23 protein-coding genes are annotated in these 24,658 nt (G+C 68.8%); 14 read left to right on the forward strand and 9 right to left on the reverse strand.

The genetic code is table 11. The features are described from left to right. Position 1 precedes the first annotated feature (1 nt). The 4 genes from FDA38_RS30720 to FDA38_RS30735 are packed head-to-tail and all read left to right on the forward strand — an operon-like array spanning position 2 to position 4,071. Positions 2-652 (forward strand): glycosyltransferase family 2 protein, encoded by a 651-nt coding sequence (locus FDA38_RS30720; RefSeq protein ID WP_137257586.1) that lies wholly within the window; start codon positions 2-4, stop codon positions 650-652. Beyond that, positions 649-1,920 carry a DUF2064 domain-containing protein gene (locus tag FDA38_RS42745; protein WP_202877904.1) on the forward strand — a complete coding sequence of 424 codons (1,272 nt, stop codon included), beginning with the start codon at positions 649-651 and terminating at the stop codon, positions 1,918-1,920. The genes FDA38_RS30720 and FDA38_RS42745 overlap by 4 nt, the downstream gene beginning before the upstream one ends. Continuing rightward, positions 1,920-3,266: a glycosyltransferase 87 family protein gene (locus tag FDA38_RS30730; protein ID WP_137257587.1), complete on the forward strand. Its 1,347-nt coding sequence runs from the start codon at positions 1,920-1,922 to the stop codon at positions 3,264-3,266. The genes FDA38_RS42745 and FDA38_RS30730 overlap by 1 nt, the downstream gene beginning before the upstream one ends. Further along, entirely contained in the window at positions 3,223-4,071 is an 849-nt protein-coding gene (locus FDA38_RS30735; protein ID WP_137257588.1) for an ATP-grasp domain-containing protein, read from the forward strand. Before FDA38_RS30730 ends, FDA38_RS30735 begins: the two co-directional genes overlap by 44 nt. Here the strand turns inward: FDA38_RS30735 and FDA38_RS30740 are convergent. Next, positions 4,068-4,328: a WhiB family transcriptional regulator gene (locus FDA38_RS30740; RefSeq protein WP_137257589.1), complete on the reverse strand. Its 261-nt coding sequence runs from the start codon at positions 4,326-4,328 to the stop codon at positions 4,068-4,070. The genes FDA38_RS30735 and FDA38_RS30740 overlap by 4 nt on opposite strands. 84 nt (positions 4,329-4,412) lie before the next feature. Here FDA38_RS30740 and FDA38_RS30745 point away from each other — a divergent pair, with 84 nt between their 5' ends. Then, entirely contained in the window at positions 4,413-5,342 is a 930-nt protein-coding gene (locus FDA38_RS30745) for a threonine ammonia-lyase (protein WP_137257590.1), read from the forward strand. Here the strand turns inward: FDA38_RS30745 and FDA38_RS30750 are convergent. From FDA38_RS30750 to FDA38_RS30760, 3 genes are all read right to left on the reverse strand, one after another. Then, positions 5,339-6,802 (reverse strand): glycosyltransferase family 87 protein, encoded by a 1,464-nt coding sequence (locus FDA38_RS30750; RefSeq protein ID WP_137257910.1) that lies wholly within the window; start codon positions 6,800-6,802, stop codon positions 5,339-5,341. The genes FDA38_RS30745 and FDA38_RS30750 overlap by 4 nt on opposite strands. Positions 6,803-6,895: 93 nt before the next feature. Next, positions 6,896-8,806 (reverse strand): glycosyltransferase family 4 protein, encoded by a 1,911-nt coding sequence (locus FDA38_RS30755; RefSeq protein WP_137257591.1) that lies wholly within the window; start codon positions 8,804-8,806, stop codon positions 6,896-6,898. 216 nt (positions 8,807-9,022) lie between these two features. Next, a complete protein-coding gene (locus FDA38_RS30760; RefSeq protein WP_233715017.1) occupies positions 9,023-9,517 on the reverse strand; it encodes a MarR family winged helix-turn-helix transcriptional regulator in 495 nt (164 codons plus the stop codon). Between the two features lie 40 nt (positions 9,518-9,557). On the opposite strand from FDA38_RS30760, the gene FDA38_RS30765 reads away from it, so the two are divergent. Genes FDA38_RS30765 through FDA38_RS30780 form a run of 4 tightly spaced genes read left to right on the forward strand, consistent with a single transcriptional unit; the run spans position 9,558 to position 13,494 of the window. Next, positions 9,558-10,451: a DMT family transporter gene (locus tag FDA38_RS30765; protein ID WP_137257593.1), complete on the forward strand. Its 894-nt coding sequence runs from the start codon at positions 9,558-9,560 to the stop codon at positions 10,449-10,451. After that, a complete protein-coding gene (locus FDA38_RS43490; RefSeq protein WP_137257594.1) occupies positions 10,448-11,845 on the forward strand; it encodes a glycoside hydrolase family 36 protein in 1,398 nt (465 codons plus the stop codon). Before FDA38_RS30765 ends, FDA38_RS43490 begins: the two co-directional genes overlap by 4 nt. Beyond that, the gene (locus FDA38_RS43495; protein WP_137257595.1) at positions 11,818-12,450 is read left to right on the forward strand and encodes an alpha-amylase family protein; all 633 of its coding nucleotides are present in this window, start codon (positions 11,818-11,820) and stop codon (positions 12,448-12,450) included. Before FDA38_RS43490 ends, FDA38_RS43495 begins: the two co-directional genes overlap by 28 nt. A gap of 9 nt (positions 12,451-12,459) precedes the next feature. Beyond that, complete coding sequence (locus tag FDA38_RS30780) at positions 12,460-13,494, forward strand: LacI family DNA-binding transcriptional regulator (RefSeq protein WP_137257596.1); 1,035 nt, start codon at positions 12,460-12,462, stop codon at positions 13,492-13,494. Here the strand turns inward: FDA38_RS30780 and FDA38_RS30785 are convergent. Together FDA38_RS30785 and yicI are read right to left on the reverse strand one after the other, a co-directional pair. Then, positions 13,430-15,331 carry a beta-galactosidase gene (locus tag FDA38_RS30785; protein WP_233715018.1) on the reverse strand — a complete coding sequence of 634 codons (1,902 nt, stop codon included), beginning with the start codon at positions 15,329-15,331 and terminating at the stop codon, positions 13,430-13,432. The two genes, FDA38_RS30780 and FDA38_RS30785, sit on opposite strands and share 65 nt — an antisense overlap. Next, on the reverse strand, positions 15,328-17,550 hold the full coding sequence (gene yicI, locus FDA38_RS30790) for an alpha-xylosidase (protein WP_137257597.1): 2,223 nt from the start codon (positions 17,548-17,550) through the stop codon (positions 15,328-15,330). Before yicI ends, FDA38_RS30785 begins: the two co-directional genes overlap by 4 nt. Before the next feature lie 123 nt (positions 17,551-17,673). Here yicI and FDA38_RS30795 point away from each other — a divergent pair, with 123 nt between their 5' ends. From FDA38_RS30795 to FDA38_RS30810, 4 genes are all read left to right on the forward strand, one after another. Beyond that, positions 17,674-18,351 (forward strand): response regulator transcription factor, encoded by a 678-nt coding sequence (locus FDA38_RS30795; protein WP_137257598.1) that lies wholly within the window; start codon positions 17,674-17,676, stop codon positions 18,349-18,351. Positions 18,352-18,966: 615 nt separating this feature from the next. Further along, positions 18,967-19,791 carry a sensor histidine kinase gene (locus FDA38_RS43715; RefSeq protein ID WP_407657418.1) on the forward strand — a complete coding sequence of 275 codons (825 nt, stop codon included), beginning with the start codon at positions 18,967-18,969 and terminating at the stop codon, positions 19,789-19,791. A 55-nt stretch (positions 19,792-19,846) separates the two neighbouring features. After that, on the forward strand, positions 19,847-20,035 hold the full coding sequence (locus tag FDA38_RS30805) for a DUF1918 domain-containing protein (protein WP_137257600.1): 189 nt from the start codon (positions 19,847-19,849) through the stop codon (positions 20,033-20,035). Between the two features lie 47 nt (positions 20,036-20,082). After that, complete coding sequence (locus tag FDA38_RS30810) at positions 20,083-20,847, forward strand: SDR family oxidoreductase (protein WP_137257601.1); 765 nt, start codon at positions 20,083-20,085, stop codon at positions 20,845-20,847. Here FDA38_RS30810 and FDA38_RS30815 read toward each other — a convergent pair. Both FDA38_RS30815 and FDA38_RS30820 read right to left on the reverse strand, forming a co-directional pair. After that, positions 20,844-21,404, reverse strand: a complete 561-nt coding sequence (locus FDA38_RS30815; protein WP_137257602.1) for a superoxide dismutase family protein — start codon at positions 21,402-21,404, stop codon at positions 20,844-20,846. The genes FDA38_RS30810 and FDA38_RS30815 overlap by 4 nt on opposite strands. A gap of 64 nt (positions 21,405-21,468) precedes the next feature. After that, on the reverse strand, positions 21,469-22,365 hold the full coding sequence (locus FDA38_RS30820) for a LysR family transcriptional regulator (RefSeq protein ID WP_137257603.1): 897 nt from the start codon (positions 22,363-22,365) through the stop codon (positions 21,469-21,471). An 80-nt stretch (positions 22,366-22,445) separates the two neighbouring features. Between FDA38_RS30820 and FDA38_RS30825 the strand changes: the two genes are divergently transcribed. Further along, positions 22,446-23,375, forward strand: coding sequence for a DMT family transporter (locus FDA38_RS30825; RefSeq protein WP_137257604.1), 930 nt, complete (start codon positions 22,446-22,448; stop codon positions 23,373-23,375). Here the strand turns inward: FDA38_RS30825 and FDA38_RS30830 are convergent. Beyond that, positions 23,274-24,656 (reverse strand): ricin-type beta-trefoil lectin domain protein, encoded by a 1,383-nt coding sequence (locus tag FDA38_RS30830; RefSeq protein WP_137257605.1) that lies wholly within the window; start codon positions 24,654-24,656, stop codon positions 23,274-23,276. The genes FDA38_RS30825 and FDA38_RS30830 overlap by 102 nt on opposite strands. Positions 24,657-24,658: the final 2 nt, after the last annotated feature.

Below are 24,658 nucleotides of genomic sequence, written 5' to 3' on the forward strand. Positions count from 1 at the left end.
CATGTCCGTCGATCTCGTCCTGCCGTGTCTGAACGAGGCGGCTGCCCTGCCCTGGATCCTCGAACGGCTCCCAGGCGGCATCCACGCCATCGTCGTCGACAACGGCTCCACCGACGGCTCCCCCGAGGTCGCCGCCCGGCTCGGCGCCACGGTCGTGCACTGCGAGATCAAGGGGTACGGCTCTGCGTGTCACGCCGGCCTGGAAGCGGCCGAGGCCGATGTGGTCGCCGTGATGGACGCCGACGCCTCGCTCGATCCGCAGCAGTTGAACCGGGTGACCGCGCCCGTCCTTGACGATCGCGCCGACCTCGTCGTCGGTCGCCGGCGCCCGGTGACACGGGGCACCTGGGCGTGGCATCTCCGCCTCGCCAACGTCGAGCTGTCCCGGCGGATCAGGCGCCGTACCGGCGTTGCTCTGCACGATCTCGGTCCGATGCGGGCTGGCCGTCGTACGGCTCTGCTCGGGCTGGGGTTGACGGATCGACGGTCCGGATATCCGTTGGAGACCGTGGTGCGGGCGGCCGATGCGGGCTGGCGGATCGCCGAGGTCGACGTGGATTACCTGCCCCGCTCGGGCCGCTCGAAGGTGACGGGTACGCCGCTTGGCGCGGCCCGCGCCGTACTCGACATGTCGAAGGTCCTTGCGCGGTGAAGGGGACGTTGATCGTCATCGCGAAGGAGCCGGTGCCGGGGCGCGTCAAGACACGGCTGCAGAGCGAGTTCACCGCACAAGAGGCGGCGGCGTTGGCTCGGGCGTCGCTCGTCGACACACTGGGCGCGGTGCGGGCGGCCCGTGCGTCGCGGCGGGTTCTGGCGCTCGAGGGCGATCCAGGGCCGTGGTTGCCGGCCGGGTTCACGGTTGTCGGGCAGCGTGGCGACGGGTTGGACGAGCGGATCGCGGCGGCCTTCGAGGATGCGTACGACGGTTCGCCGATGCTGCTCGTGGGGATGGATACGCCGCAGTTGCAGCCCGAGCTGCTCGGGTTCCACTGGTCCGGGTACGACGCGGTGCTGGGGCTGACCGAGGACGGCGGGTATTGGTGCCTCGGGCTACGAACACCGGACCGCCGCGCGCTCCTCGGCGTACCGATGTCAACCGATCACACCGGACGCGATCAGCTGCAGCGGTTGCAGGATCTCGGTCTCCGGGTGCGGATGCTGCCCACGTTGCGCGACATGGACACGCCCCGCGACGCGGCGTACCTCGCTGCCGAGTTCCCTGCGTTGCGGGTGTCGAGGCTGTATCGACGGCTGCAGCACGCGGCGCATCCCGGCCTGCTGTTCGAGCAAGCCCTCGGCGGTACTGCGAGAGTCGTTGCTACTGGCATCGATGGACGGACCGTGCCGACGCTGTCCGAGCTCGATCGCTGGACGGCGCCGGCGGACGAGATCGACCGGCTTGCTCTGAGCCGCTGTGAAGGTCCCGTGCTCGACATCGGCTGCGGACCCGGGCGGATCGTGACCGCGCTGGCCGAACGTGGGATCCCCGCACTCGGCGTGGATGTCTCACCGCGTGCGGTCTCTCTCACGACGTCGCGAGGTGCGGCCGCGCTCCATCGTCCGGTGCAGGATCGGCTGCCGGGCGAGGGGCGTTGGGGCAGTGTGCTGCTGATGGACGGGAACATCGGGATCGGTGGCGACCCGGTCGACCTGCTTCGCCGCTGCGCGGAGCTCGTCCGGCCCGACGGGCTCGTGCTGGTCGAGGTCGACCCGAACGACGACGTCGACGACACCGCCCCGATCGTCCTCCGCAGCTCCACCGGCCGCCGCTCCACTCCGTTGCCCTGGGCAAGAGTCGGCACCCGCGCACTCATCAAACACGCCCAGACCGCGAACCTCCACCCCACCGAAGACTGGCGAGCCGGCCGCCGCGCCTTCCTCACCCTGCGCCGGAACCCTGTCCCCCGCGACGCCGCCTGATGCGCACGTTCGCAGGAGTAGTCGCCATCGCAGCTTCTGCAGCCGTCATCTATTCGGCACAGGCCGGCTGGTGGCCGAACGTGGTGCTGGCAATCGGCACCATCGCCGTTGCCGTGGTTGTCTGGCGGTTCGGGCGTGGTTTGACGGTTGCCGGAGTGGTGATCGTCGCAGGGCTGTGCCAGCTGCCCGGGCTGACTCACGCGCCGATCACCAGCACGGATGCCTACCGGTACGTGTGGGACGGGCGCGTGCAGTTGGCCGGGCATTCGCCGTACGCGCGGGTGCCTTTGGACGACGCTCTGGCGCAGCTGCGGGACCCCATCCTCTTCCCGGGCTTGTCACCGACCGAGAAGTCCGGGGTGACACAACAGACCCCGCAGGATCCCACCGACGACCCACGCACACGCATCAATCGGCCGCTTGTCCCCACGATCTATCCCCCAGTGGCACAGGCCTACTTCACCGTCGTCGCGCTGGTCACACCCTGGTCAGCCGGCACCCTCGGCCTCCAGATAGCCGCCGCATTGATCGCAATCGCACTCACCTGGCTACTCGCCGTGCAAAACCCACGCTGGGCAGCCTTGTGGGGTTGGTCACCGATCGTCGCCCTTGAAGCAGCCAACGCCGCCCACGTCGACCTACTCGCCGCCCTCCTCATCACGGCCGCCGTCATCACCACCGCCAGGCGCCCGAAGCTGGCCGCCGTCCTCCTCGGCGCCGCCGGCAGCGTCAAACTCCTCCCCCTCCTGCTGCTCCCGGCATTCCGCACCCGACGCCCGATCGTTGCGCTCAGCACCTTCATCGCGTCGTACGTCCCGCACATCCTTGCCGTCGGCACCTTGGTGCTCGGCTTCCTGCCCGGTTACCTCAACCAGGAAGGGTTCGACGACGGCAGCTCCAGATCGGCGATTCTCGCGCTCCTGCTGCCTCCTGAGGCCCGCCAACTCGTCGCCGCGCTCCTCGCGCTGACCCTCGCCGTACTCGCCTTCTACCGCACCAAACGCGACCCACTGGCTCTCACCTGCTGCTGGCTGTACGGGGCCGCGCTGCTCGTCGCCACGCCGACCTACCCGTGGTACGGCCTCCCGCTGATCGCGCTCGCCGCCCTCGCCCATCGGCCCGAATGGATCGCCGGACCGATCGCGTCGTACCTCGCCTACGCGAGCTTCGGCCACGACACCCGCCAGGGCCTGAGCTACCTCGCGGCTGCTGTCATCGTTGTCAGCGCGATCACGATCCGTCGCCGATTCGTTGCGGAATCACGTTTGACTGACGCCCGGTCGCCTGCCAACACTGGCGAGCGTGACCAAACGCATCGCCCTCGCGACCTCGGCCGAACACGCTGAGTTGCACCCGAACGACCTCCCGCTCGTCGAAGCCCTCCGCACCGCCGGCCTCGACCCGGTGGCCGAGGTCTGGACCGACCCGTCCGTCGACTGGTCGGCGTACGACGCGGTCCTGCTCCGCTCCGTCTGGGACTACCACCGGCGGTACGACGAGTTCACCGAGTGGCTCGCACAGCTCGACAAGGCCGGCGTACCGCTGCTGAACGACTCCGGTCTGGTCCGCTGGAACGGCGACAAGCGCTACCTGCTCGAGCTCCGCGAGCGCGGCGTCGCGATCGTGCCGTCCCAGGTCGCAGCCGGCGCGTGCCTCCGCGAGGTGGTGGGCGGGCTCGACGGGCAGGAGATCGTCGTCAAGCCGACCGTCAGCGCGACCGCCCTGCACACCGTCCGCGGCGTCGCCGGCTCCGCCGAGTTCGACCAGGTGCTGACCGAGCTGCCCGAGCTCGTGTACCTCGTCCAGCCCTTCCAGCCCGAGATCGTCGCCGACGGCGAGTGGTCGCTGATCTTCGTCGACGGCGAGTTCACCCACGCGGTGGTCAAGCGCCCGGCCGCGGGCGACTACCGCGTCCAGGACGACTTCGGCGGTACCGTGACGCCGGCCGAGCCGACTGCCGAAGTACTCGAGGGCGCCCGGGCCGCATTGCAGGCCGCCGGGCGGACACCGGCGTACGCCCGCGTCGACGGTGTGGTCGTCAACGGCCGCTTCCTCCTGATGGAGCTCGAACTGATCGAGCCGGAGCTGTTCCTCACCCAGCACCCGGAAGCCGCGCACAAGCTGGCCGCGACGGTCGTCGGCCGCATCTAGCTCGCGGCCGACTCCGGATGGCCGCGGCGGCGCCCGTACAGCAGGGTCTCGCCCGCGGCCGTCCCGGTGTACTTCGTCCGCCGGGCCCACTCGCGGCACTCCTCCAACACCGGGCACGACTTCAGGCACAGCTCACGGGCCTTGCGCTGCTCCCAGCGGGACGCGCTCTCGTCGTACGCCGGCGCCTGCCCGATACACGCGGCCCGGCTCATCCAGCGGTCGGCGGGATCCACGATCACGGTCAGCGTCGGCCTCATGACCCCGACGGTAGAGCGCCCGCGACCGACTCCAGCCTATGTCTCGAAATATGATCGGCTTACTGGACTTTTAAGGTCTGAGGTATGCCGACACTCGACGACATCCGCCAGGCCGCCCGGGAGCTCGAGGGACGGATCCACCGCACGCCGATGCTGACCTCGTCCGCGCTGAACGAGCGCTTCGGCGCCGACCTGGTGCTCAAGGCCGAGCTGTTCCAGAAGACCGGCAGCTTCAAGGTCCGCGGCCTGCTGACCAAACTGCTCCGGCTGAGCGCCGCGGAGCGGGAGCGCGGCGTGATCACCGTCTCGGCGGGGAACGCGGCCGGCGCGCTCGCCTGGGCCGCGCGGGACGCCGGCGTTCCGGCGACGGTCGTGATGGCGAAGACCGCCGTACAGGCGAAGGTCGACGCGGCCCGCGGGTACGGCGCGTCGGTCGAACTCGTCGAAGGCGACCTGATGGCGCAGTACGAGCGGATCAAGGACGAGCGGAAGCTGACCGGCGTCCACCCGTTCGACGACGAGGACGTGATCACCGGACACGGGAGCCTCGGGCTGGAACTGCTGCAAGACCGGCCCGACCTCGGCACCGTCCTGGTGCCGGTCGGTGGCGGCGGGTTGATTTCTGGCGTCGCGACGGCGCTCAAGCTGGTCAAGCCGGAGATCCGGGTGATCGGGATCGAGCCCGAGCAGGCCGACGTGGTCAGCCGCAGCCTCGAGGCCGGCGAACCGCAGAAACTCCCCACAGCCCGCTCGATCGCCGACGGCCTCGCCGCACCGGTCTGCGGCACCCGCAACTTCCCGCTCATCCAGCAGTACGTCGACCAGGTCGTCCGCGTGAGCGAGGAGGCCCTGCTCGAGGCGACCCGCCTGGTCATGTCCCGCACCAAGCTCGCCCTCGAACCCGCCGCGGCCGCACCCTTCGCCGCGTTGCTCGAGGGCAGCATCCAGCTCGACGACGTCACCGCCGCCGTCGTCAGCGGCGGCAACCTCGACGTGTCGAAGCTGATGCTCTAAGCGGATGCCGAAGCAGACGCGGTTGCCAGCCGCGTCTGAGCCCGTGACGGTACGCCGTCACTCGGATCGTCGACCAGGTCACCTCGCCGTACCGGATCCTTCTCCGGCAGGAGAATGTCGCGCGCGACCACCAGCATCAGCCACAGCGTGCCGGCCATCCGCAGAATCACGGAGAACCAGTAGATCCGGTCCGGCACCTGCGGATCCCCAGGCGCCAGGAACTGGGCGAGATGCATCCACACCAGCATCCAGTAGAAGCACTCGCAGGCCTGCCAGATCAGCCAGTCACGCAACCGTGGCCGGGCCAGGGCGACCAGCGGCAGCAGCCACAGCACGTACTGCGGTGAGTAGACCTTGTTGATCAGCAGGAACGCCGCCACGACGAGGAACGCCAGCTGCGCGAACCGCGGCGGTCGTGGCGCCATCAACCCGAGGATCGCGATCGACAGGCACAGCCCGGCGAAGATCACGATGTTCAGCTGGTTGACGTCCGCGACCTCGTGGTTGGCGAGCTTCAGGACGTACCAGATCGAGCCGTAGTCGCTCTCGCGCTGATCGTTGAACTGCCAGAACGACAGCCACTCGTTCTTCGCGAGCAGGTAGATCGGCGCGTTGACCAGACCCCAGGCGACCCCGGCCGCGATCACCGCCTGGAACCACGGCCACAGCTTCCGGCCGCGGATGCAGACGATCAGCAGCGGCCCGAGCAGCAGGAACGGATAGAACTTCGCCGCCGTCCCGAGCCCGAGCAAGATGCCGAACCACACCGGTTTACCGCGCGACCAGGCGAACATCGCGCCCGCTGTCAGCGCGACCGCGAACAAGTCCCAGTTGATCGTCGACGTCAATGCGAGCACAGGCGCCGCAGCGACGTACAGGGCGTCCAGTGGCTGCCCGCGCGCCGCGCCTGGACGGGTTTCGGCCCCGCGGGCTGTCGCGACGGTGAAGCCGACGAGCAGCAGCGCGCAGATGAACAGCATCACCAGGTTGACCACAAAGAACACGCCGGCCGTGTCGCGCTTCTGCTCGGCGGTGATGTCCTTCTTCGGATCGCCGGTGAACAGCCAGGTGATCCGGGCCGCGACCTCCATGAACCCGCCGGTGAGCACCGGGTACTCGAGCACCGGGTAGTTGCCGGTGTCGAGGAACGGCCGGTTGCCCTCCGCGAAACCGCGCTCCTGGTACAGGAAGCCGATGTCGGAGTAGCACAGCGCCTTGAACGGCCGCCAGCTCTGCCGGTCCCAGCCGGCCTCCATACACGGCGCCTTCTGCAGCACGCCGAGCCCGAAGGTGATCGTGCACACCGCGAGCGCGATCCGCAGCGGCGTCCACCACGAGGAACCGAGCCGGGCGAACCGTCCGGACGGCCCACCGAGCCCAACGGTCAGGCCGGCGACAGCCGGATCAGTCTCCGACGCCGCCTGCGCGAGCTCGCGTTGTGGTCCGGTCACGGTGGGCATCATCTCCTATCGGCTCACCTTGCGACCACCAGAGGTTACCCACCCGTCCCCAGCGGGGCGCGCAGGGTCCCCGCGTGCCGTCCGCGGCGGCAGTTACTCGGTCAGGAAGTCGCGGAGCACCTTCGCACCTTCGTCGGCCGGCGGCAACCAGATCGTGCCCTCGACGGCGTCCGCGATCACCGGGTCGGTGACGAACACAGTGCCGGTGTACGCCCGCATCCGGCGCCGGACTTCCTGACGGTCGACCCGGCCGTAGACGACGACGGCGTGCTTGATCCGGGCCGCGGTCAGCAGCGGCAGGTCGGCGATCAGGTCTTCGCTGCCCAGCACGGACTGCCAGTCCTCCATCAGGACATGCGTCACGCGGTCCAGGTCCGGCAAGGTCAGCGGACGCCGCAGGATCTCCGCGCCGTCGATGTCCTGCAGCCACGCCTTCGCCGCCTTGGAACCGTTCGGCCCCAGGACCAGCCGGGGTACGACGTCCTCCGGCGCGGGCGGTGCACCGACCAGCTCGGCGTACAGGTCGCGGAGGTGACCGGCTTGCGTCTCCCAGGACATCTCGGCTCGCAGCCCCGGGTCGGCGGCGCGCTCGCGGTACTGCTCCGGGTCCTTGAGAACGGTCTTCACGGCTTCGGCCAGGGAGTCCGGGTTCTCGGCCTGGAAGACCTCGCCGATACCGGTCTTGCCGACGAACTCCTCGAGCGTCGGCATGTCGCTGGTCACCACCGGCAGTCCGGCGAAGGTGTACTCGAAGACCTTGTTCGGCAGGGCCATCTCGTGGCTCGGGTACCGCAGGATCGGGATCAGCCCGATATCCGCGGTCCCGAGGAAGTGGATCACGTCGTTCGGCGCGACCGGGTCGAGGTAGTGGACGCGGTCCTCGATCTGGAGCGACTTGCCGAGTGCCCGCAGCTCGTCGACGGGACGCGTCCGCGCGTGCGGCACGCAGACGACGGCCAGGTGGACGCCGGGCAGGAGCGGCAGTGCCTCCATCGCGGTCTCGACGCCACGGGCCCGCGTGACCCCGCCGCTGTAGACGAGCAGCGGTACGTCGTCGGCCAGCCCGATCGCGGCGCGGATGTCGGTGATCCCGTTGTCGCGCTCGCACAGCTCCGGGCTGTTGATCACGACCGTCGGCTCACGGTCCAGCTTGTGCCGTGTGTGCAGGGTGCGGGCGATCGCCGGGCTGACCGTGACCACGCGGTCGACGGTCCGGATGTACTCGGCCTCGTGCTGCGCCCAGGCCGCGATCATCCGCGGCGTGCGTCCGCCGTACTGCGAGAGGCCGGGGACGTACTCGTGGGCGTCATACACGACCTTGAGGCTGCGGCCGCGCAGGTCCGCCCGACCCGCGGCGCGCGACCCGACCCCGATGACGTGCATGTCGTGGGCGTGCAGGGCGTCCGGGCGCAACTGGTCGATCAGGTCGGCGAAGATCGCCTCGTAGTCGTTCGCCTCGGGGATGACCGAGCGCCACTTGACCAGCCCGCTTCGCCTGGGCAGCCAGGTGTCCCACCACTGCCAGAAGTTCGTGGCCAGCCGTGCCTCGGTCTCGCCGAACCAGGTGCGAACCGACACCGCTGCCTGGGACAGCCGCAGCCGTCGGTGCCTGAACGAACGGCTCACGACGCCGGTCAGCTGGGCAGCACGGCCGATCTGCCCCGCCCGACGCCTCGCGGCGGCTCGTCCGCGCTCCGCCTTGAGGTCCGCCAGCCGGGAGGCGACCCGGGCCGCCTCGACTCCCTCGGGCCGGATGTCGAACAACCGGCGACCGCGGCGGAGCCGATGCCGGCGGTTGCGCTCGTCCCGGAGGACGAAGTGGCCGGGCACCCGGATCATCACGACGCCGGACTCGATCGTGTCGATGGCCAGCCGGCCGGACGCGGACACGCCGAGCAACGTGACCTGGTAGCCGGCCTTGCCCAGGGCGACGGCCTCCTTGAGGACCCTGGTGTCGTTGGTGATGTCGTTCGCGACGATCATCACAATCCGAGGGACGTGCACGCACACTCTCCTGAGCCTTCGTGAGCGGCAGGCGGGGAGGTGCTGGAGCTCACAGCGGTGATTGCACGGTTCAACGACGGGGAGGCCGGGTCGTTAGCACCGCGGGGACTTTCGCCTTGTCCCGGGCTACCTCCATGATGCCGAAACTTTCAAGGAAGTTGCGCCGTCAGCAAGGTAACGGTCCACACTTTGCCGCGCCACTGTCAAGCGTTCAATTCAATCCGGCGGCTCCAAATGCGCCAGCCAGGCTGTGAGAATGCTCTCCAGTTGAGCCCGCTGAGCCGCGGTCAGCGGCTCCAGCAGTCGCTTCTCGTTCGCCATGTGGGCGGCGAAGGCCTTGTCGATCAACCGGCGCCCGGCCGGGGTCAAGCGGACCACCCGCCCGCGCCCGTCGTCGTCGCTGCGCCGGCGCCGGACCAGACCGGCCGCCTCGAGCCGGTCGACGCGCTTGGTCACCGCGCCGGTCGTCACCATCGTGTGCAGCGCGATCTCCCCCGGCGCCCGCTCGTACGGCGAACCCGCGCGCCGGAGCGCCGCGAGTACGTCGAACTCCCCCTCGGACAGCCCGTACTTCGCGTACAGCAGCGTCAGTTCGCCGGTGAGCTGATTCGCGATCCGGTGCAGCCGACCGATCACCCCCTGGGGGCTGGTGTCGACGTCCGGCCGTTCCGCCTGCCACTCCGCCTGGATCCTGGCCACGTGATCGGTCACGCCTTCCACTATATCTTCCTGGGAAGATATAGTGTCTTCCATGGAAGATACCTTCCGCTGGACCCTGGTCACCGCGATCGCGCCGATCGCGTGGGGCACCAACTACTTCGTCACGCACGAGTACCTGCCGACCGGACATCCCTTGTACGGCGCGGTGTTCCGTGCACTGCCCGCAGGTCTCCTCCTGCTCTGCGTGGCCCGGCGCCTCCCCCGCGGGGTCTGGTGGTGGCGCTCACTGCTGCTCGGCGTCTGCAACATGGGCGCGTTCTTCGCCCTGATTTACCTGGCGTCCCAGCTACTCCCGGTCAGCCTCGCGTCGACGATCATGTCCGCCTCGCCGCTCACGATGGCGCTCTTCGCCTGGGCTCTGCTCGCCGAACGCCCGACGGTCCCCGTCCTCACCGGCGCCGCGGCAGGAATCGCCGGCGTCTGCCTCCTCCTCGGCACCGGCACGACCGCTGTGAATCTGCGCGGCGTCGCCGCCTCGGTCGCCGCCCTGACCATGTCGTCCTTCGGCTACATCCTCGCCAAGAAGTGGGGACGTGCCGACGGCCCGATCGCGACCACGTCCTGGCAACTGATCGCCGGCGGCCTGGTGCTGATCCCGTTCGCGGTCATCTTCGAAGGCGCCCCGCCCCACCTCGACCTGCAGGCCATCGGCGGTTTCGCGTACGTCGGCCTGGTCGCGACCGCCCTCGCGTTCACAGCGTGGTTCACCGGCCTGCGCCATCTCAGCGCGGCGACCGTCGGACTGATCGGGCTGCTCAACCCGGTGACCGGCGTACTGCTCGGTGTCCTGGTGTCCGGCGAGGTGCTCACGCTCCGGCAGGTTCTCGGGCTCGCGCTGGTGCTGTTCGGCATCACGCTGAGCCGTCCACGTCGCGGATCGAGAGTTGAAGCCGGAAGTGCGGAGGCTTCTAAGGTTTATCGATGAACCTCGTGTGGCGGACGCCTGAGCTGACCTTGACCTTCGCGCTCGACGACGGCCCGGTGCGGCTGACCACCGGTACTGAACCCGGGAGCCAACCGCTGGTCGAGGTCTCCGCGCTCGGGTACGGCCGTTCCCCTGGCACGAACCGCCATGTCGACACGATCCTCGGCCGGCGCCTGCGCTACGTCACCCACGAGGACGCCGGCTCCACACTGCGGATCGTCCAGGAAGACGCCGACACGGGTCTCCGGGTGACGAGCGTCTTCGAGGCCGGAGCCGGCGTACGGGCCTGGTCGGAGGCATCGCTCACCCGGCCGGGCGAACTCGTGCTGGACTTCCTCTCGTCTCTGGTCATCGGCCTGGATTCCGTCGACGCCGACCTGTACTCGGCGGCCAACGACTGGATGGCCGAGAACCGCTGGTCGGTGCAGCCGCTGCGCGCGGGCGGCGTACCGCAGATCGTCCGCGATCCGCACTACCCGGTGTCGAAGAGCCGGCATGCCGTCACCAGCACCGGCTCGTGGTCGACCGGTGAGCGACTGCCGGTCGGGGTCCTCGTCGGTACGTCGTACGCCCTCGGATGGCAGATCGAACACAACGGACCGTGGCACTACGAGCTCGGCGAGAACCGTCGCGGCGGCTATCTCCTGCTCAGCGGGCCGACGTCCCAGGAGCACCAGTGGACCGTGCGCCTGACCGCGGACGAGCCCTTTGCGACGGTGCCGGTCTCGCTGGTCACAGGAACGGATCGGGACAGCGTCTTCGCGGCGCTGACCCGCCAGCGGCGTGCGGTGCGGAAGCGCCGGCCGGTCGACGACCGGATGCCGGTGATCTTCAACGACTACATGAACACGTTGATGGGTGACCCAACGACCGAGAAGCTACTTCCGCTCATCGACGCCGCCGCCGAGGTCGGCGCGGACTACTTCTGCATCGACGCCGGCTGGTACGCCGAGCGCGACTGGTGGAGCACCGTCGGCGCCTGGCAGCCCTCGACCACCCGCTTCCCCGGCGGGCTCGGCGAGGTGATCGATCGGATTCACCAACGCGGAATGGTCCCCGGCCTCTGGCTCGAACCCGAGGTGATCGGCGTCGACGCACCGATCGCCCGCGAACTGCCCGACGACGCCTTCCTTACCCGCCAAGGCATCCGGGTCGCCGAGCACGGCCGCTACCTGCTCGACCTGCGCAGCCCGTTGGCACGCCAACATCTCGACGACACCGTCGACCGACTCGTGGCCGACTTCGGCATCGGCTTCTTCAAGTTCGACAACAACACGATGACCGGTCCGGGCACCGACAAGGGCGGTACCTCGCTCGGCCACGGACTGCTCGAACACCAGCGGGCCTTGCTCGACTGGCTCGACGCATGCAGGCGCGGCATCCGGAACTGCTGATCGAGAACTGCGCGTCCGGGGCGATGCGGATGGACTACGCGATGCTGTCCCGTCTGCATCTGCAATCCACCTCGGACCAGCAGAACCCGTTGCTCTACGCAACAATCAGCGCCGCGGCGCCGGCCGCCGTACTGCCTGAGCAAGCCGGGCACTGGGCGTACCCGATCAGCGGGACCACGCGCGAGGAGTTCACGCTCGCGCTGGTGAACGGCGTACTCGGCCGGCTTTATCTGTCCGGTCACCTCAACCAGATGACCGCCGCCGAACTGGAACTGGTTCGCTCGGCGCTGGCCGCGCACCGCGACCTACTGCGTGAACTCGACTCGCTCGTGCCGATCTGGCCGCTCGGTCTCCCCGAGTGGGACGACGAGTGGGTGGTACTCGGTCTGACCGGTCCGGAGTCGACCTACCTGGCGTTGTGGCATCGGTCGGCCGGGCCTGCCGAGGTGACGATCGCGGGGCCGCCCGGGGACATCCGCCCTGTCTTTCCGGCCGAGGCCGACGGCTGGTCCTACACCTGGGAGGGCGACAAGCTCACCGTCAGGACCGACGTCGCCGAGCCGTCGGCGCGGGTCATTCTGTCGAAGCGCTTCGATCTAGGGTAGAACTGGGGAATGGTCACGATCGCGGACGTCGCCCGGCACGCCGGGGTCGCGGTCAGCACTGTGTCCTATGTGCTCAGCGGGAAGCGGACGATCTCGACCGACACCCGCGAGCGGGTGCAGCGCAGCGTCCAAGAGCTCGGGTACCGGCCGAACGCGAGCGCCCGCGCGCTGGCCAGTCACCGGTCGAACGTGCTCGCCCTGGTCATCCCGCTCCGCACCGGCATGCACGTCCCGGTGATGATGCAGTTCGCGGCCGCTGTCGTGACCACGGCTCGCCGGTTCGATCACGACGTACTTCTGGTGACCGCGGACGAAGGACCTGACGGGCTGGAGCGGGTCGCGCAGAGCTCGCTGGTGGATGCACTGATCGTGATGGACGTCGAGCTGCAGGACGAGCGGGTGCCGGTACTGCGCGAGCTGCCGATGCCGTCCGTGCTGATCGGCTACCCGGACGACGCCGACGGGCTGACCTGCATCGACCTCGACTTCGTTGCCGCGGGCGCTCAATGCGTCGATGAGCTCGCCGACCTCGGCCATCGATCGCTCGCTCTGCTCGGTACGCCGTCGGCCGTGTACGAGCGCCAAACGGGGTTCGCCCAACGAACGCTGACCGGCTTCACCGAGGCGGCTGAACGACGCGGCGTTCTAGGGGTCGAGACGCCCTGTGAGCACACGTTCGACGCGGTCCTGCAGACGGTCGAGCAGCTGCTCGAGGACCACCCGGACATCACCGGCCTCGTCGTACAGAACGAGCCGATCATCGGACCGCTCCTCGACGTACTGCGCCGGCTCGGCCGCCGCGTGCCCGAGGACATGTCGCTGGTGGCGATCTGCGCGGACGACGTCGCCGAACGCCAGGTCCCGCAGCTGACGTCGGTGACCATCCCGGCCGAGCAGATCGGCGCTCAGGCGGTCGAATCGCTGATCACCAAACTCGAGGGCGGCGAAGCGCCCGACCTGACTCTCCTCCCGCCGACGCTCACCGCCCGCGGGAGCTCCGCACCACCGCATAGCCGCCCGGCGGAACCGGCAGCCGACCGATAACCAGCTCGCCCTCATCCGGTACGGCGACCTCCGCGTCACCGTGGTTGAACAGGAACGTCCACGTGGTGTCGCCGGACTGCCTTCGTACCGTCTCCAGCGGTGACGGCTGCAGGCCGAACAGCCGTGCCGCGGTCGCGTCGTCCAGCTCGGTCGATACGTAGAACGCCGTACCCGCTCCGACCTGGCGGCGGGTGATCGCGGGCCTGCCGTCGAGCACTCCCCCGACGTACCGATCGACGACCTCGGCCGACACCGCCTGGACGTCCTCGCTCCACAGACGTCCGCGGCCGCCGGACTCCAGCACGATCTCGCCGTTGTCCGGCAGCGGATGGAACTCCTCGACCCGTACGCCGAGCAGCTCCGTGAACGCGCCGGGATACCGAACCCTCAGGTCAGGATCGACCACCCCGCTGAAGTAACCGACCACCAACTGCCCGCCGTTTTCCACATAAGCAGCAAGGTTCGTCACTGCCTCGTCGGAGCTGAGGTAGAGCGATGGGGCAACTACTTGGCGATAAGACGAGAGATCGGCGTCCGGAGCTGCGAAGTCGACCGTGCAGCCCGCACGCCAGAAGTGCCGATGCGCTGACCGGACCGCCTCCAGGTAGTCCAACGATGATGAGGGAAGGTGAGTGCCTTGCGTCGCCCACCAGCACTCGACGTCCCACAGGATCGCGACCTCGGCCTCAACATTGCTCTCGGCAACGTCAGCCAGCTTCGGCAGCTCGGATCCGAGCGCCTCGATCTCGCGGAACATCCGGCTGTCCGGACCCGCGTGCGGCACCATCGCGGAGTGGAACATCTCCGCACCACCCCGCGACGCCCGCCACTGGAAGAACAGAGCACCCTGCGAGCCGCGCGCGATATGGGACAGGCTGTGCCGTGCCATCCGCCCCGGCTCCTTCGTGTGCTGCCGGCGGCCTAGGTTCAGCGCTCCGGCCGACTGCTCCATCAGCAGCCACGGCCTCCCGCCGGCCCAGCCCCGCGCCAGGTCCGCACCGAACGCGGTCTGCTCCTCGGCGCCGATGTCGGCCCGATCCGGATAGTGGTCGATGGCAACGACATCGACCTCCGTCGCCCACTGCGCATGGTTCACCGGGACCCAACCGCCGAACACGAAGTTCGTTGTGATCGGCAACGCCGACAACTTCCGCAGTTCGGCCTTCTGCTCCCGGTAAGCCGCCAGCAATTCGTCCGACCAGAAGCGCCGGAAGTCCAGGTATTGCGTGGGATTCACGAGGTACTGCGTCTTGCGCGGCGGCTCGATGTCCACCCAATCGGCGTACCCCTGGCTCCAGAACGCGGTCGTCCAGGCCTGGTTCAGCCGATCGAGCGTGCCGTACCGCTCCTGCAACCACTCGCGGAACCGTTCGGCGGCCAACGAGCAGTAACACGTGGTGCCGTACTCGTTGTGCACGTGCCACATCGCCAACGCCGGGTGATCGTGGTACCGCTCCGCCAGCGCGCGAGCGATCCCCTGCGCGGCCTCGCGGTAGGCCGGTGCGCAAGCGCAGTACGTGTCGCGGCTGCCATGCGTGAGCCGTACGCCGTCCGCGGTGACCGGCAACGCCTCGGGATGAAGCCGGCTGAACCAAGGCGGCGGTGATGCCGTCGGAGTGGCCAGATCGACCCGAATGCCGCCCGAATGCAGCAGATCCAGCACCTGGTCGAGCCAGCCGAACTCGTACTCGCCCGGCGCCGGTTCGAGCGACGACCATGAGAACACCCCGACAGTCACCAGATTCACGCCGGCCCGCTGCATCAGCTCGAGGTCTTCCTGCCAGACGGCCGGATCCCACTGCTCGGGGTTGTAGTCGCCGCCGTACCAAGGAGTCACGAGATCGTCCTGACGGTGTAGCGCTCGCAGACACCCTGGACCACACGCGACCCGGCCTCACCATCGCGCAAGGTCAGCTCGATCACCGCAGCCACTCCCCCGTCCGCGTCGGGCAACTCGACCACGGTCGTCTGGCCGTCGCTCGGCGCGAACCAGCGCAGTTCGACCCCATTGGCCCAGTCGTACTCCGGCCGATCGTCGACTGCCCCGACCGGGATCACGGCACCCTCCCGCACGAAGAACGGCAAGCTGTCGAAGCCATGCGTCTGCTGCACCCACCCGGGACCCGACAACACCTCTTCGGTCAGCAAGGACGTCCATCGTCCACGCGGCAGGTAGAACGAGACCTCGCCGTCGAAGCTCATCACCGGCGCCACCAGCAGATCGGGACCCAGCATGTACTGACGATCCGGATAGGCGGCCGCCGGATCGTCGGGGAACTCCACCACCATCGGGCGCATCATCGGCACGCCGTCCTGATGCGCCTCGGCCGCGGCCGTCATCAGGTACGGCATCAACGACAGCTTCAGCTTCGTGAACTTCCGCAGTACGTCGACCGCCTCCTCGTCGAACGCCCACGGCACCCGGTACGACGACGAGCCGTGCAACCGCGAATGCGACGAGAGCAGCCCGAAAGCCACCCAGCGCTTGAAGATCGCCGGATCAGGCAGGCCTTCGAATCCGCCGATGTCGTGACTCCAGTACCCGAACCCCGACGCAGCTAGCGACAGCCCACCCCGCAACGACTCTGCCATCGCCTCGAACGTCGACTCGCAGTCGCCACCCCAGTGCACCGGGAACTGCTGACCGCCGGCCGTCGCCGAGCGGGCGAACAGTACGGCGTCACCCTCGCCCCGGTTCTCCTCCAGCAGGCCGAACACGGCCGCGTTGTAGAGCTGCGCGTAGTAGTTGTGCATCCGCTCCGGATCGGAACCGTCGTACCAGACGACGTCGGTGGGGATGCGCTCGCCGAAGTCGGTCTTGAAGCAGTCGACGCCCAGATCTACCAGGGCTTGCAGCTTCGACCGGAACCACGCGGTCGCGTCCGGGTTGGTGAAGTCAACGATCGCCATACCGGCCTGCCACATGTCCCACTGCCAGACCGAGCCGTCCGGTCGCTTGACCAGATAGCCGAGCCGGCGGCCCTCCTCGAACAACACCGACCGCTGCGCGATGTACGGGTTGATCCACAGGCTGACGCGCAGACCACGATCCTTCAGCCGCCGGACCATACCCTCCGGATCCGGGAACGCGACCGGGTCCCAGAGGAAGTCGCACCAGTGGAACTGCCGCATCCAGAAGCAGTCGAAATGGAAGACGCTCAGTGGCAGGTCACGTTCGGCCATCCCGTCCACGAATCCGCTCGTGGTCTCCTCGGTGTAGTCCGTGGTGAACGACGTCGACAGCCACAGCCCCATCGACCAGGCCGGCACGCGCGCGGGCCGCCCGGTCAGCGCGGTATAGCGGCGCAGGACGTCCTTCGGGGTCGGACCGGCGAAGACGTAGTACCCGAGCTCCTGGCCCTCGACGCTGAACTGGTTGCGCGACGTGACCTCCGAGCCGACCTCGAACGACACGCGGGCCGGGCTGTCGACGAGTACGCCGTACCCCTTGCTGCTCAGGTAGAACGGCACGTTCTTGTACGCCTGCTCGCTCGACGTACCGCCATCGGCGTTCCAGCTGTCGACGACCTGACCGTTCTTCACGAACGCGCCGAACCGCTCGCCCAGGCCGTAGATCGTCTCGCCGACACCGAGCGCCAACTGCTCGTGGACGTAATGCTTGCCGTCGGCATCGGTTACCAGACCGACGCTCCGCGCGCCCGAGTTCGTCAGCGGCCGACCGTCCTGCTCGAACCGCACGTCCCACGGCCCCTCGAGCGCGACCACCACGCTCAACTCACCCGACGTCAGCCGCGCCTCGGCAGCATCGACGTCGACCTTCACCGGGTGATCGTCATCGACGTTCAGCTGGTACGACGGCCGCGCGGGCAAGCCGCCGAGGTGATGCGCGATCCGGACCCCGATCACCCCGCGCGACGGCGACGAGAACGTCACCGTGAACATCGGCTGGTTGAGCGTGTCACCGCGCCGCTCGATCCGCTTGGCCGGCGCGAACACGGTCAGCTCCCGCTCCCCGGCCTGCACGCTCTCGACCTCGGCCGGCCGCAGCCGGGTCAGTCCGTCCCGGAGCTGCCAGTACCCGTCGCTGAACTTCATCGTGGCCAGCCTCTCCCGGAGGGTCGTCGAAGCGCTTCGACAACGCTAGGTGGCCCGTCTTCATCGCGTCAAGTTTGTCCGGCTCTCAGCGGATTCTCAGCGCACACCGGCGACACTGGGTGAATGCGAGTGCTGATGGTCGAGGACGAGCTGCGGCTGGCGGACACGGTCCACCGCGGTCTGACCGACTCCGGGTTCGTCGTGGAGATGGTGCACGACGGCGAGAACGCGGTGTGGGCGGCGACCGAGCACAGCTACGACGTGATCGTGCTGGACATCATGCTGCCGAAGCTCAACGGGTACCGCGTACTCGAGCTGCTGCGGGCGCGCGGGATCTGGACGCCGGTGCTGATGCTGACCGCGAAGGACGGCGAGTACGACCAGACCGACGCGTTCGACCTCGGCGCGGACGACTATCTGACCAAGCCGTTCAGCTTCCTGGTCCTGGTCGCCCGGTTGCGGGCCCTGATCCGGCGCGGCGGCCCGGAGCGGCCGGTGGTGTTGATGGCCGGCGACCTCACGCTGGACGTGGCGCGGCGGCGGGTCGAGCGGGACGGACGGGAGATCACCCTCACGCCCCGCGAGTACGGCCTGCTCGAGTTCCTGATGCGGCACCGCGGCGACACCGTCAGCAAGACCGAGATCCTGGCCGCGGTCTGGGACCCGGCGTTCGACGGTGATCCGAACGTGGTCGAGGTCTACGTGCGGTACCTGCGGAAGAAGATCGACACCCCGTTCGCCCGGCACGCGATCGAGACCATCCGGGGCATGGGATACCGGCTCAATCCTGAGGGCGGCTGACCTCCCTGCGAAGATTGCCGGGTGAGCACGGTCGTGCGACGACGGGTCGACGGGTGGTACCGGACCGCGGGTGGGCTGCGGCAGGCGAGTGTGCGGAGCCGCTCGACGGCTGCGGCCGTGATCGTGGTCGCGCTCGCGATGATGCTCGGGGCCGCGGCGTTGCTGCTACTCCTGCAGCGGGCCCTGATCACCGAGGTCTCCGACGCCGCTGAGGGCCGGGTCGCCGACGTGGCCGGCCAGGTCAGCACGGAGGGTACGGCGGGCCTCGCGCGCGATCTCGTCGAAACGACCCGCGCGAGCCAGCTGGTCCAGGTCCTGGATCCGGCCGGGCGGGTCATCGCCGCCTCGTCGAGCCGGGTCGGCAACACCCCGATGACTGATCTCCGCCCGCCGTCGGGGGCGCTGATGCGGGCCGAGGTCGGCGAGATGCCGCTGATCGACGACGACCACAACTACTTGATCGTCGCTCAGGGTGCGTCGTACGACGGGCAGACGTACACGGTCGTGGTCGCGTCGTCGGTGGAGACGCAACGGCAGACGGTCACCACGGTTGCGAAGTACCTCGTGATCGGGATTCCCGCGTTGTTGATCGTGGTCGGCGTGGCCGGGTGGCTGATGGTCGGGCAGGCGCTGCGGCCGGTGGAACGGATCCGGTCCCGGGTGCAGGGCATCGGCACCCGGGACCTGACCGAGCGGGTCCCGGTGCCGCCGACCCGGGACGAGATCGCCCGGCTCGCGGTGACGATGAACGAGATGCTCGACCGACTCGAGACCGGACAGGCGACGCAGCGGGCGTTCGTGGCGGATGCCAGTCACGAACTGCGGTCGCCGTTGGCCACGCTGACCGCGGCGCTGGAGGTCATCGAGGCGGACACCACCGGCGAGGCGTGGCGCGAACTGCGTGCGGTGATGGGGACCGAGACCGACCGGATGCGGCAGCTCGTCGAGGATCTGCTGCTGCTCGCCAAGGCGGACGACACCGGAATCCGGATGCGGCAGACCGACGTGGACCTGGATGATCTGGTCGCGGCAGAGATCCAGCGGCTGCGAAGCTCGATGCCCGAGCTGAAGGTGACCGGGGACGTCCACCCTGTCCGCGTGGTCGGCGATCCGGCCCGCTTGAGTCAGGTACTGCGGAACCTCGTCGACAACGCTGCCCGTGCCGCCCACACCAGCGTCCACCTGACGACGGCCGAGAAGGACGGGTCGGCGATCATCACGGTCGAGGACGACGGCGACGGGATCCCCGAGGCGGATCGCCTGCGGGTCTTCGAACGCTTCGTACGGCTCGACACCAGCCGGTCCCGTGCGAGTGGCGGCTCCGGTCTCGGGCTGTCCATCGCTCGAGAGATCACCCGGGCTCACGACGGCACGATCACGCTGACTTCATCGAGCACCGGAGGGACGACGGCCATCGTCACGCTGCCGAACATCGGGTGAGGGGTGGTGCCGGGCGCTCGGCAGGACGAAGCTGAGGGTGAAGGAGGTGGGTGTGGTGAAAGCGGCAGCAGGCGACCAGGTTGTGGTCGAGACCAGCCATCTGATGGCACACCGGCGCGAGGGGAAGATCGTCGAGGTACACGATCCGGACGGCGCACCGCCGTACCTCGTGCACTGGAGCGACACCGACACCGAGTCACTGTTCTTCCCGGGTCCAGACGCACACATCGTGCACAACAGCTAGAAGAATCGAGTTGCCGGCCGGGCGGAGGTTCGAGCAGGATCGCCGGCATGAGTGAGCCAGGAGCCCGGCCCGTAGTCCTTGTTACCGGAGTCGGCCGTACTGTCGGTATCGGCGCCGGCATCGCCCGTCAGCTGGCCGCCTCGGGCTGGGACATCGCGTTCAGTTATTGGACGGCGTACGACGACCGCATGCAGTGGGGCGTCCAGACCGGGGCCACCGACGAGATCGTCAAGGAGCTGAGTGAGCTCGGCGCGACCGTGGTGCCGATCGAGGCCGACCTCGTCGACCCGGCGGCACCCGAGCAGATCTTCGCGGCCGCCGAGGAGCAGCTCGGCAACGTCACCGCGTTGGTGATGTGCCACTGCGAGTCAGTCGATTCCAGCATCCTCGACACGACCGTCGAGAGCTTCGACCGGCACTTCGCCGTCAACGCCCGCGCGACCTGGCTACTGATCCGCGAGTTCGCCCAGCGCTTCACCGGGGCGTACGGCACCGGCCGCATCGTCGCGTTGACCAGCGACCACACCGTCCACAACCTTCCGTACGGCGCGAGCAAGGGCGCGCTCGACCGCATCACGCTCGCGGCGGCGCAGGAGCTGTCCGAGCTCGGCGTGACCGCGAACGTCGTCAACCCCGGCCCGATCGACACCGGCTGGATGACCAACGAGGTCCGCGATGCCTGCCTCGAACAGACCCCGCTCGGCCGACTGGGCACTCCTCAGGACACCGCGCACCTCGTCGACTTCCTGTGCTCGTCCAACGGCCAATGGGTCAACGGCCAACTGCTGAAGAGCAACGGCGGCTCGGCTTAGTCCCAGCTGAGCGGGAGGCAGGCGAGCCGGGTACCCGAGGTCCCGTGAATGACGATCGAGCGGTTGCCGGGCTTCGGCGCGAACGGTACGACGGTTGACGCCGTACCCGCGCCACTCGCGCCGACGGTGAAGTCGAGCCACACCTCGTGCTCGGCGTCGACTCGCACGGGTTTGCGGCCGTTGACCACGTCGGCGTTGTAGTGCGGACCCGCAGCCGCGCCGTCACCTGCCACGCAAGGCCCCATGTGCAGGTGTGCGCCGAAGCTGCGACCCGCCGAGTGCTCGACGCCGGTCACCTTCAGCCCAACGGTGGTCCGTGCACCGCGCGACACCATCACGACGACCGCACGAGCTGTGTGGAACGGTCCGCCCGGTGCAAGCTCCCGTAGCGGTCCGTTGCTTGACGCAACGTTCGACTCCGGCGCCACCGGAATCGCGATCTCGCCCCGCGGTACGCCGGGTGGCCGGTTCTGCGCCGCCGCCATCGGTCCGGTGATCACGCCGACCACTCCCAGCACCCCGACCGCAGCCACGACGCCGCGTGTAGTTCTCGACATGTCTCCCTCTCACGACCCGGAACCACTGCCCCGGGCGGGGTGACAGCGAACTGTCAGGAGGTTATCAAGCGCCCTCCCGGCGAATCGTCGCCGCCGCGGTCTCGAGGTTGGCGAGTGTCGTCCGCACCGCCCGCCGAGCTGTCCGCTCCGGCCGATGCAGCGCGTCGATGTGCCGCCGCGTGTGCACGCCCCGCATCGGACGCAACGCGATTCCCGGATGCGGCCGTGCGGTCCAGCGCGGGATCAGCGCCAACCCGGCGCCGGCGGCAACCAACTCGGCGACGACGGTGAATTCGTTGACACGATGGACCAGGTCGAGCCGCTGGTTGGCCGCTGCCCCGATCGCCTCGATCGTCGCCATCAACGGAAACCCGTCGTGCACGGTGATCCACGGTTCGCCCGCTACATCGCGCGGTGACAGCGACCGCTTCGACGCCAACGGATGATCCACCGGTACGGCGACGTCCAGCGGCTCGTGCAGCAGCGGCGTCACCGCGACCGTGCGCGGCCAAGGCGCGGCATGATCCAGCCGATGCGCCAGTACGACGTCGTACTCGCGGGTCAGCGGTGGGAACTCGTCCTGCGGCACATCCTCGTCATGCAGGCTGACCCGCGGCCCGTCCCCTGCCCGCAACAGCGCCGGAAAGAACGCTGCGGCCGCGCTGTGGAACGCGGCAACCGACACGACCGCGTCCGGCTGCTCGGCAAAGTCGTCCACCACTTGCCGGGCCCGCGCCAACGCTGACTCCACGTCCGCCGCCGCCCCGGCCAACGCACGACCGGCCGCGGTGAGCACGACCCGCCGGCCGTCGCGCTCGGTCAACGGGACCGGGATCGATCGCTGCAACAGGCGGAGCTGCTGCGAGATCGCCGAAGGAGTCACCAGCAATGCGTCCGCGGCGGCCGTCACGCTCCCGAGCTCGCCGACTTCGCGCAGCACTCGGAGCTGTCGTTCGTTCATTCCAATACTGTAGGCGTGCTACAGGGTTGCTTTAGAAGGTGGTACTTGGCTTCAACATCGTGACCGGTCACCGTTGAGTCGTGCCCGCTTCCCGCCGTACCGATCTCCTCCTGTTGCTGCTCGCCATCGTCTGGGGTTCGAGCTACCTCGCCGCCAAGACCGCGACCGCATCCACACCGGTGCTGACCGTCCTCTTCGTTCGCTATGCCATCTCCGCGGTCGCCTTGCTGATCTTCGTACGGCGGATCAGCCGCAGAGAACTCCGCATCGGCGGCGTCCTCGGCCTCACGCAGGCCGCCGTACTGATCCTCGAGACGTACGGCGTCACGCACACGAGCGCCGCCAACGCCGGGCTGATCATCAGCCTCACGCTCGTCCTGACCCCGATGCTGGATCGTCGCCGACTCCCGCCGCGGTTCTACCTCGCGGCCGCGATCTGCGTCGGCGCAGTCGGCTTGCTGATGTCGAGCCACGGACTCCACGCCCCCGGCATCGGCGACCTGCTCATGCTCGCGGCCGCGGTCGTCCGAGCCGGTCATGTCGCGCTGGTCGGTCGTCTTGCCACTGGCGTGCGGCCGTTGCAACTGACCACGGTCCAGACCCTCGTCGGCACGGCGCTCTTCGCGGCTCCCGCCATACAGCACCTTCCCGCGATCCCTGCCGTGGGCTGGCTCCAGCTTGCCTATCTGGCCTTGTTCTGCAGCGTTTTCGCGTTCCTGGTGCAGACGTGGGCGGTCCAGCGCACCTCGGCCAGCCGGGCCAGCCTCCTGCTCGGCACCGAGCCGATCTGGGCCGTTGCCATCGGCATCGGTCTCGGCTCCGAGCATTTGACGATCACCGCCGCGCTCGGCGCCGTACTCCTGCTGGCCGGCACCACCTGGGGTCAGTCAATCGAACGGAAGGCCAGGCTAGGAGCGGGTCCACTTCTGGCTGTCGGATCCGTTGCAGGAGGCAACGATGACGGCGGAGCCGTTGTCCGTGCCGGAGGCGGTCAGACAGCCGGCCGGTGACGTGACCGTTTGGTCGGCGTTGAGTTGCCAGGTCTGGTCGGCGGCGCCGGTGCAGGTCTCGATGGTGGCTGCGGAGGCGCCGGCGGTCAGGCACTTGTCGGCGTACACAGTGAGCTGGCCGGTGGCGGTCTGGTTCCAGGACTGGTTGCCGCCGTTGTTGCAGTCCCACAGGTCGAGCGCCGTACCAGGGCTGGTCGAGAAGCCCGGTACGTCGACGCACCGGCCGCTCGCGACGCCACGGAGAGGCTCACCCGGCGGGGCAGGCGGCAGGGTGTTCGTCGGCTCCTTCTTGAGCAGACCCCAGCCCCACCACAGCTGGTCGCGGCCACTCTCGCTGTTGACCTGCAGGTCTCTCGGGCCGACCTGCGTGGTCATCGAGTACGAGTCACCGGTACGCAGGCCCGGCCAGTAGACGATGCCCATCTGCTGCTCATGGGCGACCTGCGTCAGCGCCCCGAGGTACGCCGTGTAGACGTTGCCCTCGTGGTTGCCGTAGTTCAGGCCGATCGTCATCGGCGAGCCGGCCTCGTCGATGATCGTGCGCCAGCCGTACGAACCGATCCGCGGCCGGAGGTTCGCCAGCCAGGCGGCCTCCGTGGTGTCGGACGCCCAGAAGCCGTAGAAGTGCAGCGACAGCAGCGTGCCCTTCAGCTCGGGCGCCGCGCCGACCCCGGTCACATTGTCGTTGTAGCCGGTGCCCGAGATCACGATCCGGCTCCGCGGTACGTCGTGGTGCCGGGCGATCCACGCCGACGTCAGCGACACCCACTCGGTCAGCGAGTACCCGAACGGTTCGTTCATCGGCTCGAAGTACACGTGCGGGTTCTTGCTGTAGGCCTTGACGACGGTGTCCCACATCGCGGCGTACTTCGCCGGGTCGTCGACCCGGCCGTCCTTGGCGTTGTCGGCCTCCCAGTAGCTGAGGATGACCTTGTCCCCGCTCGCGACCGACGCGTCGATCGCCGCGCGGTACGAGTTCCACCACGGCGTACCCACGCTCGACGGGTTGATCGGCAGCCGGATCGTGTTCGCCTTGAGCTCCTTGCGGAACTCGCCGACGATCCCGGTGGCCTTGCGGTACGTCGTCCGGTAGTCGTCCGCCGTACTCAGGCCGGACGGGACCACCTCGTCGTGGGCGTAGTTGTCGCGCGGATCGGCCCAGTTCACGCCGCGGAAGTCGTTCGTCCGCGGCGGACCGGCCGCGGCCGGCACCGCGATGCCGGAGGCCAGGGTGACGAGGGCGAGGAGGACGGTGGCGAGACTGCGGGCGGTTGATCTCACCC

Source organism: Kribbella jiaozuonensis (genome assembly GCF_005233875.1).
Classification (GTDB): Bacteria; Actinomycetota; Actinomycetes; order Propionibacteriales; family Kribbellaceae; genus Kribbella; species Kribbella jiaozuonensis.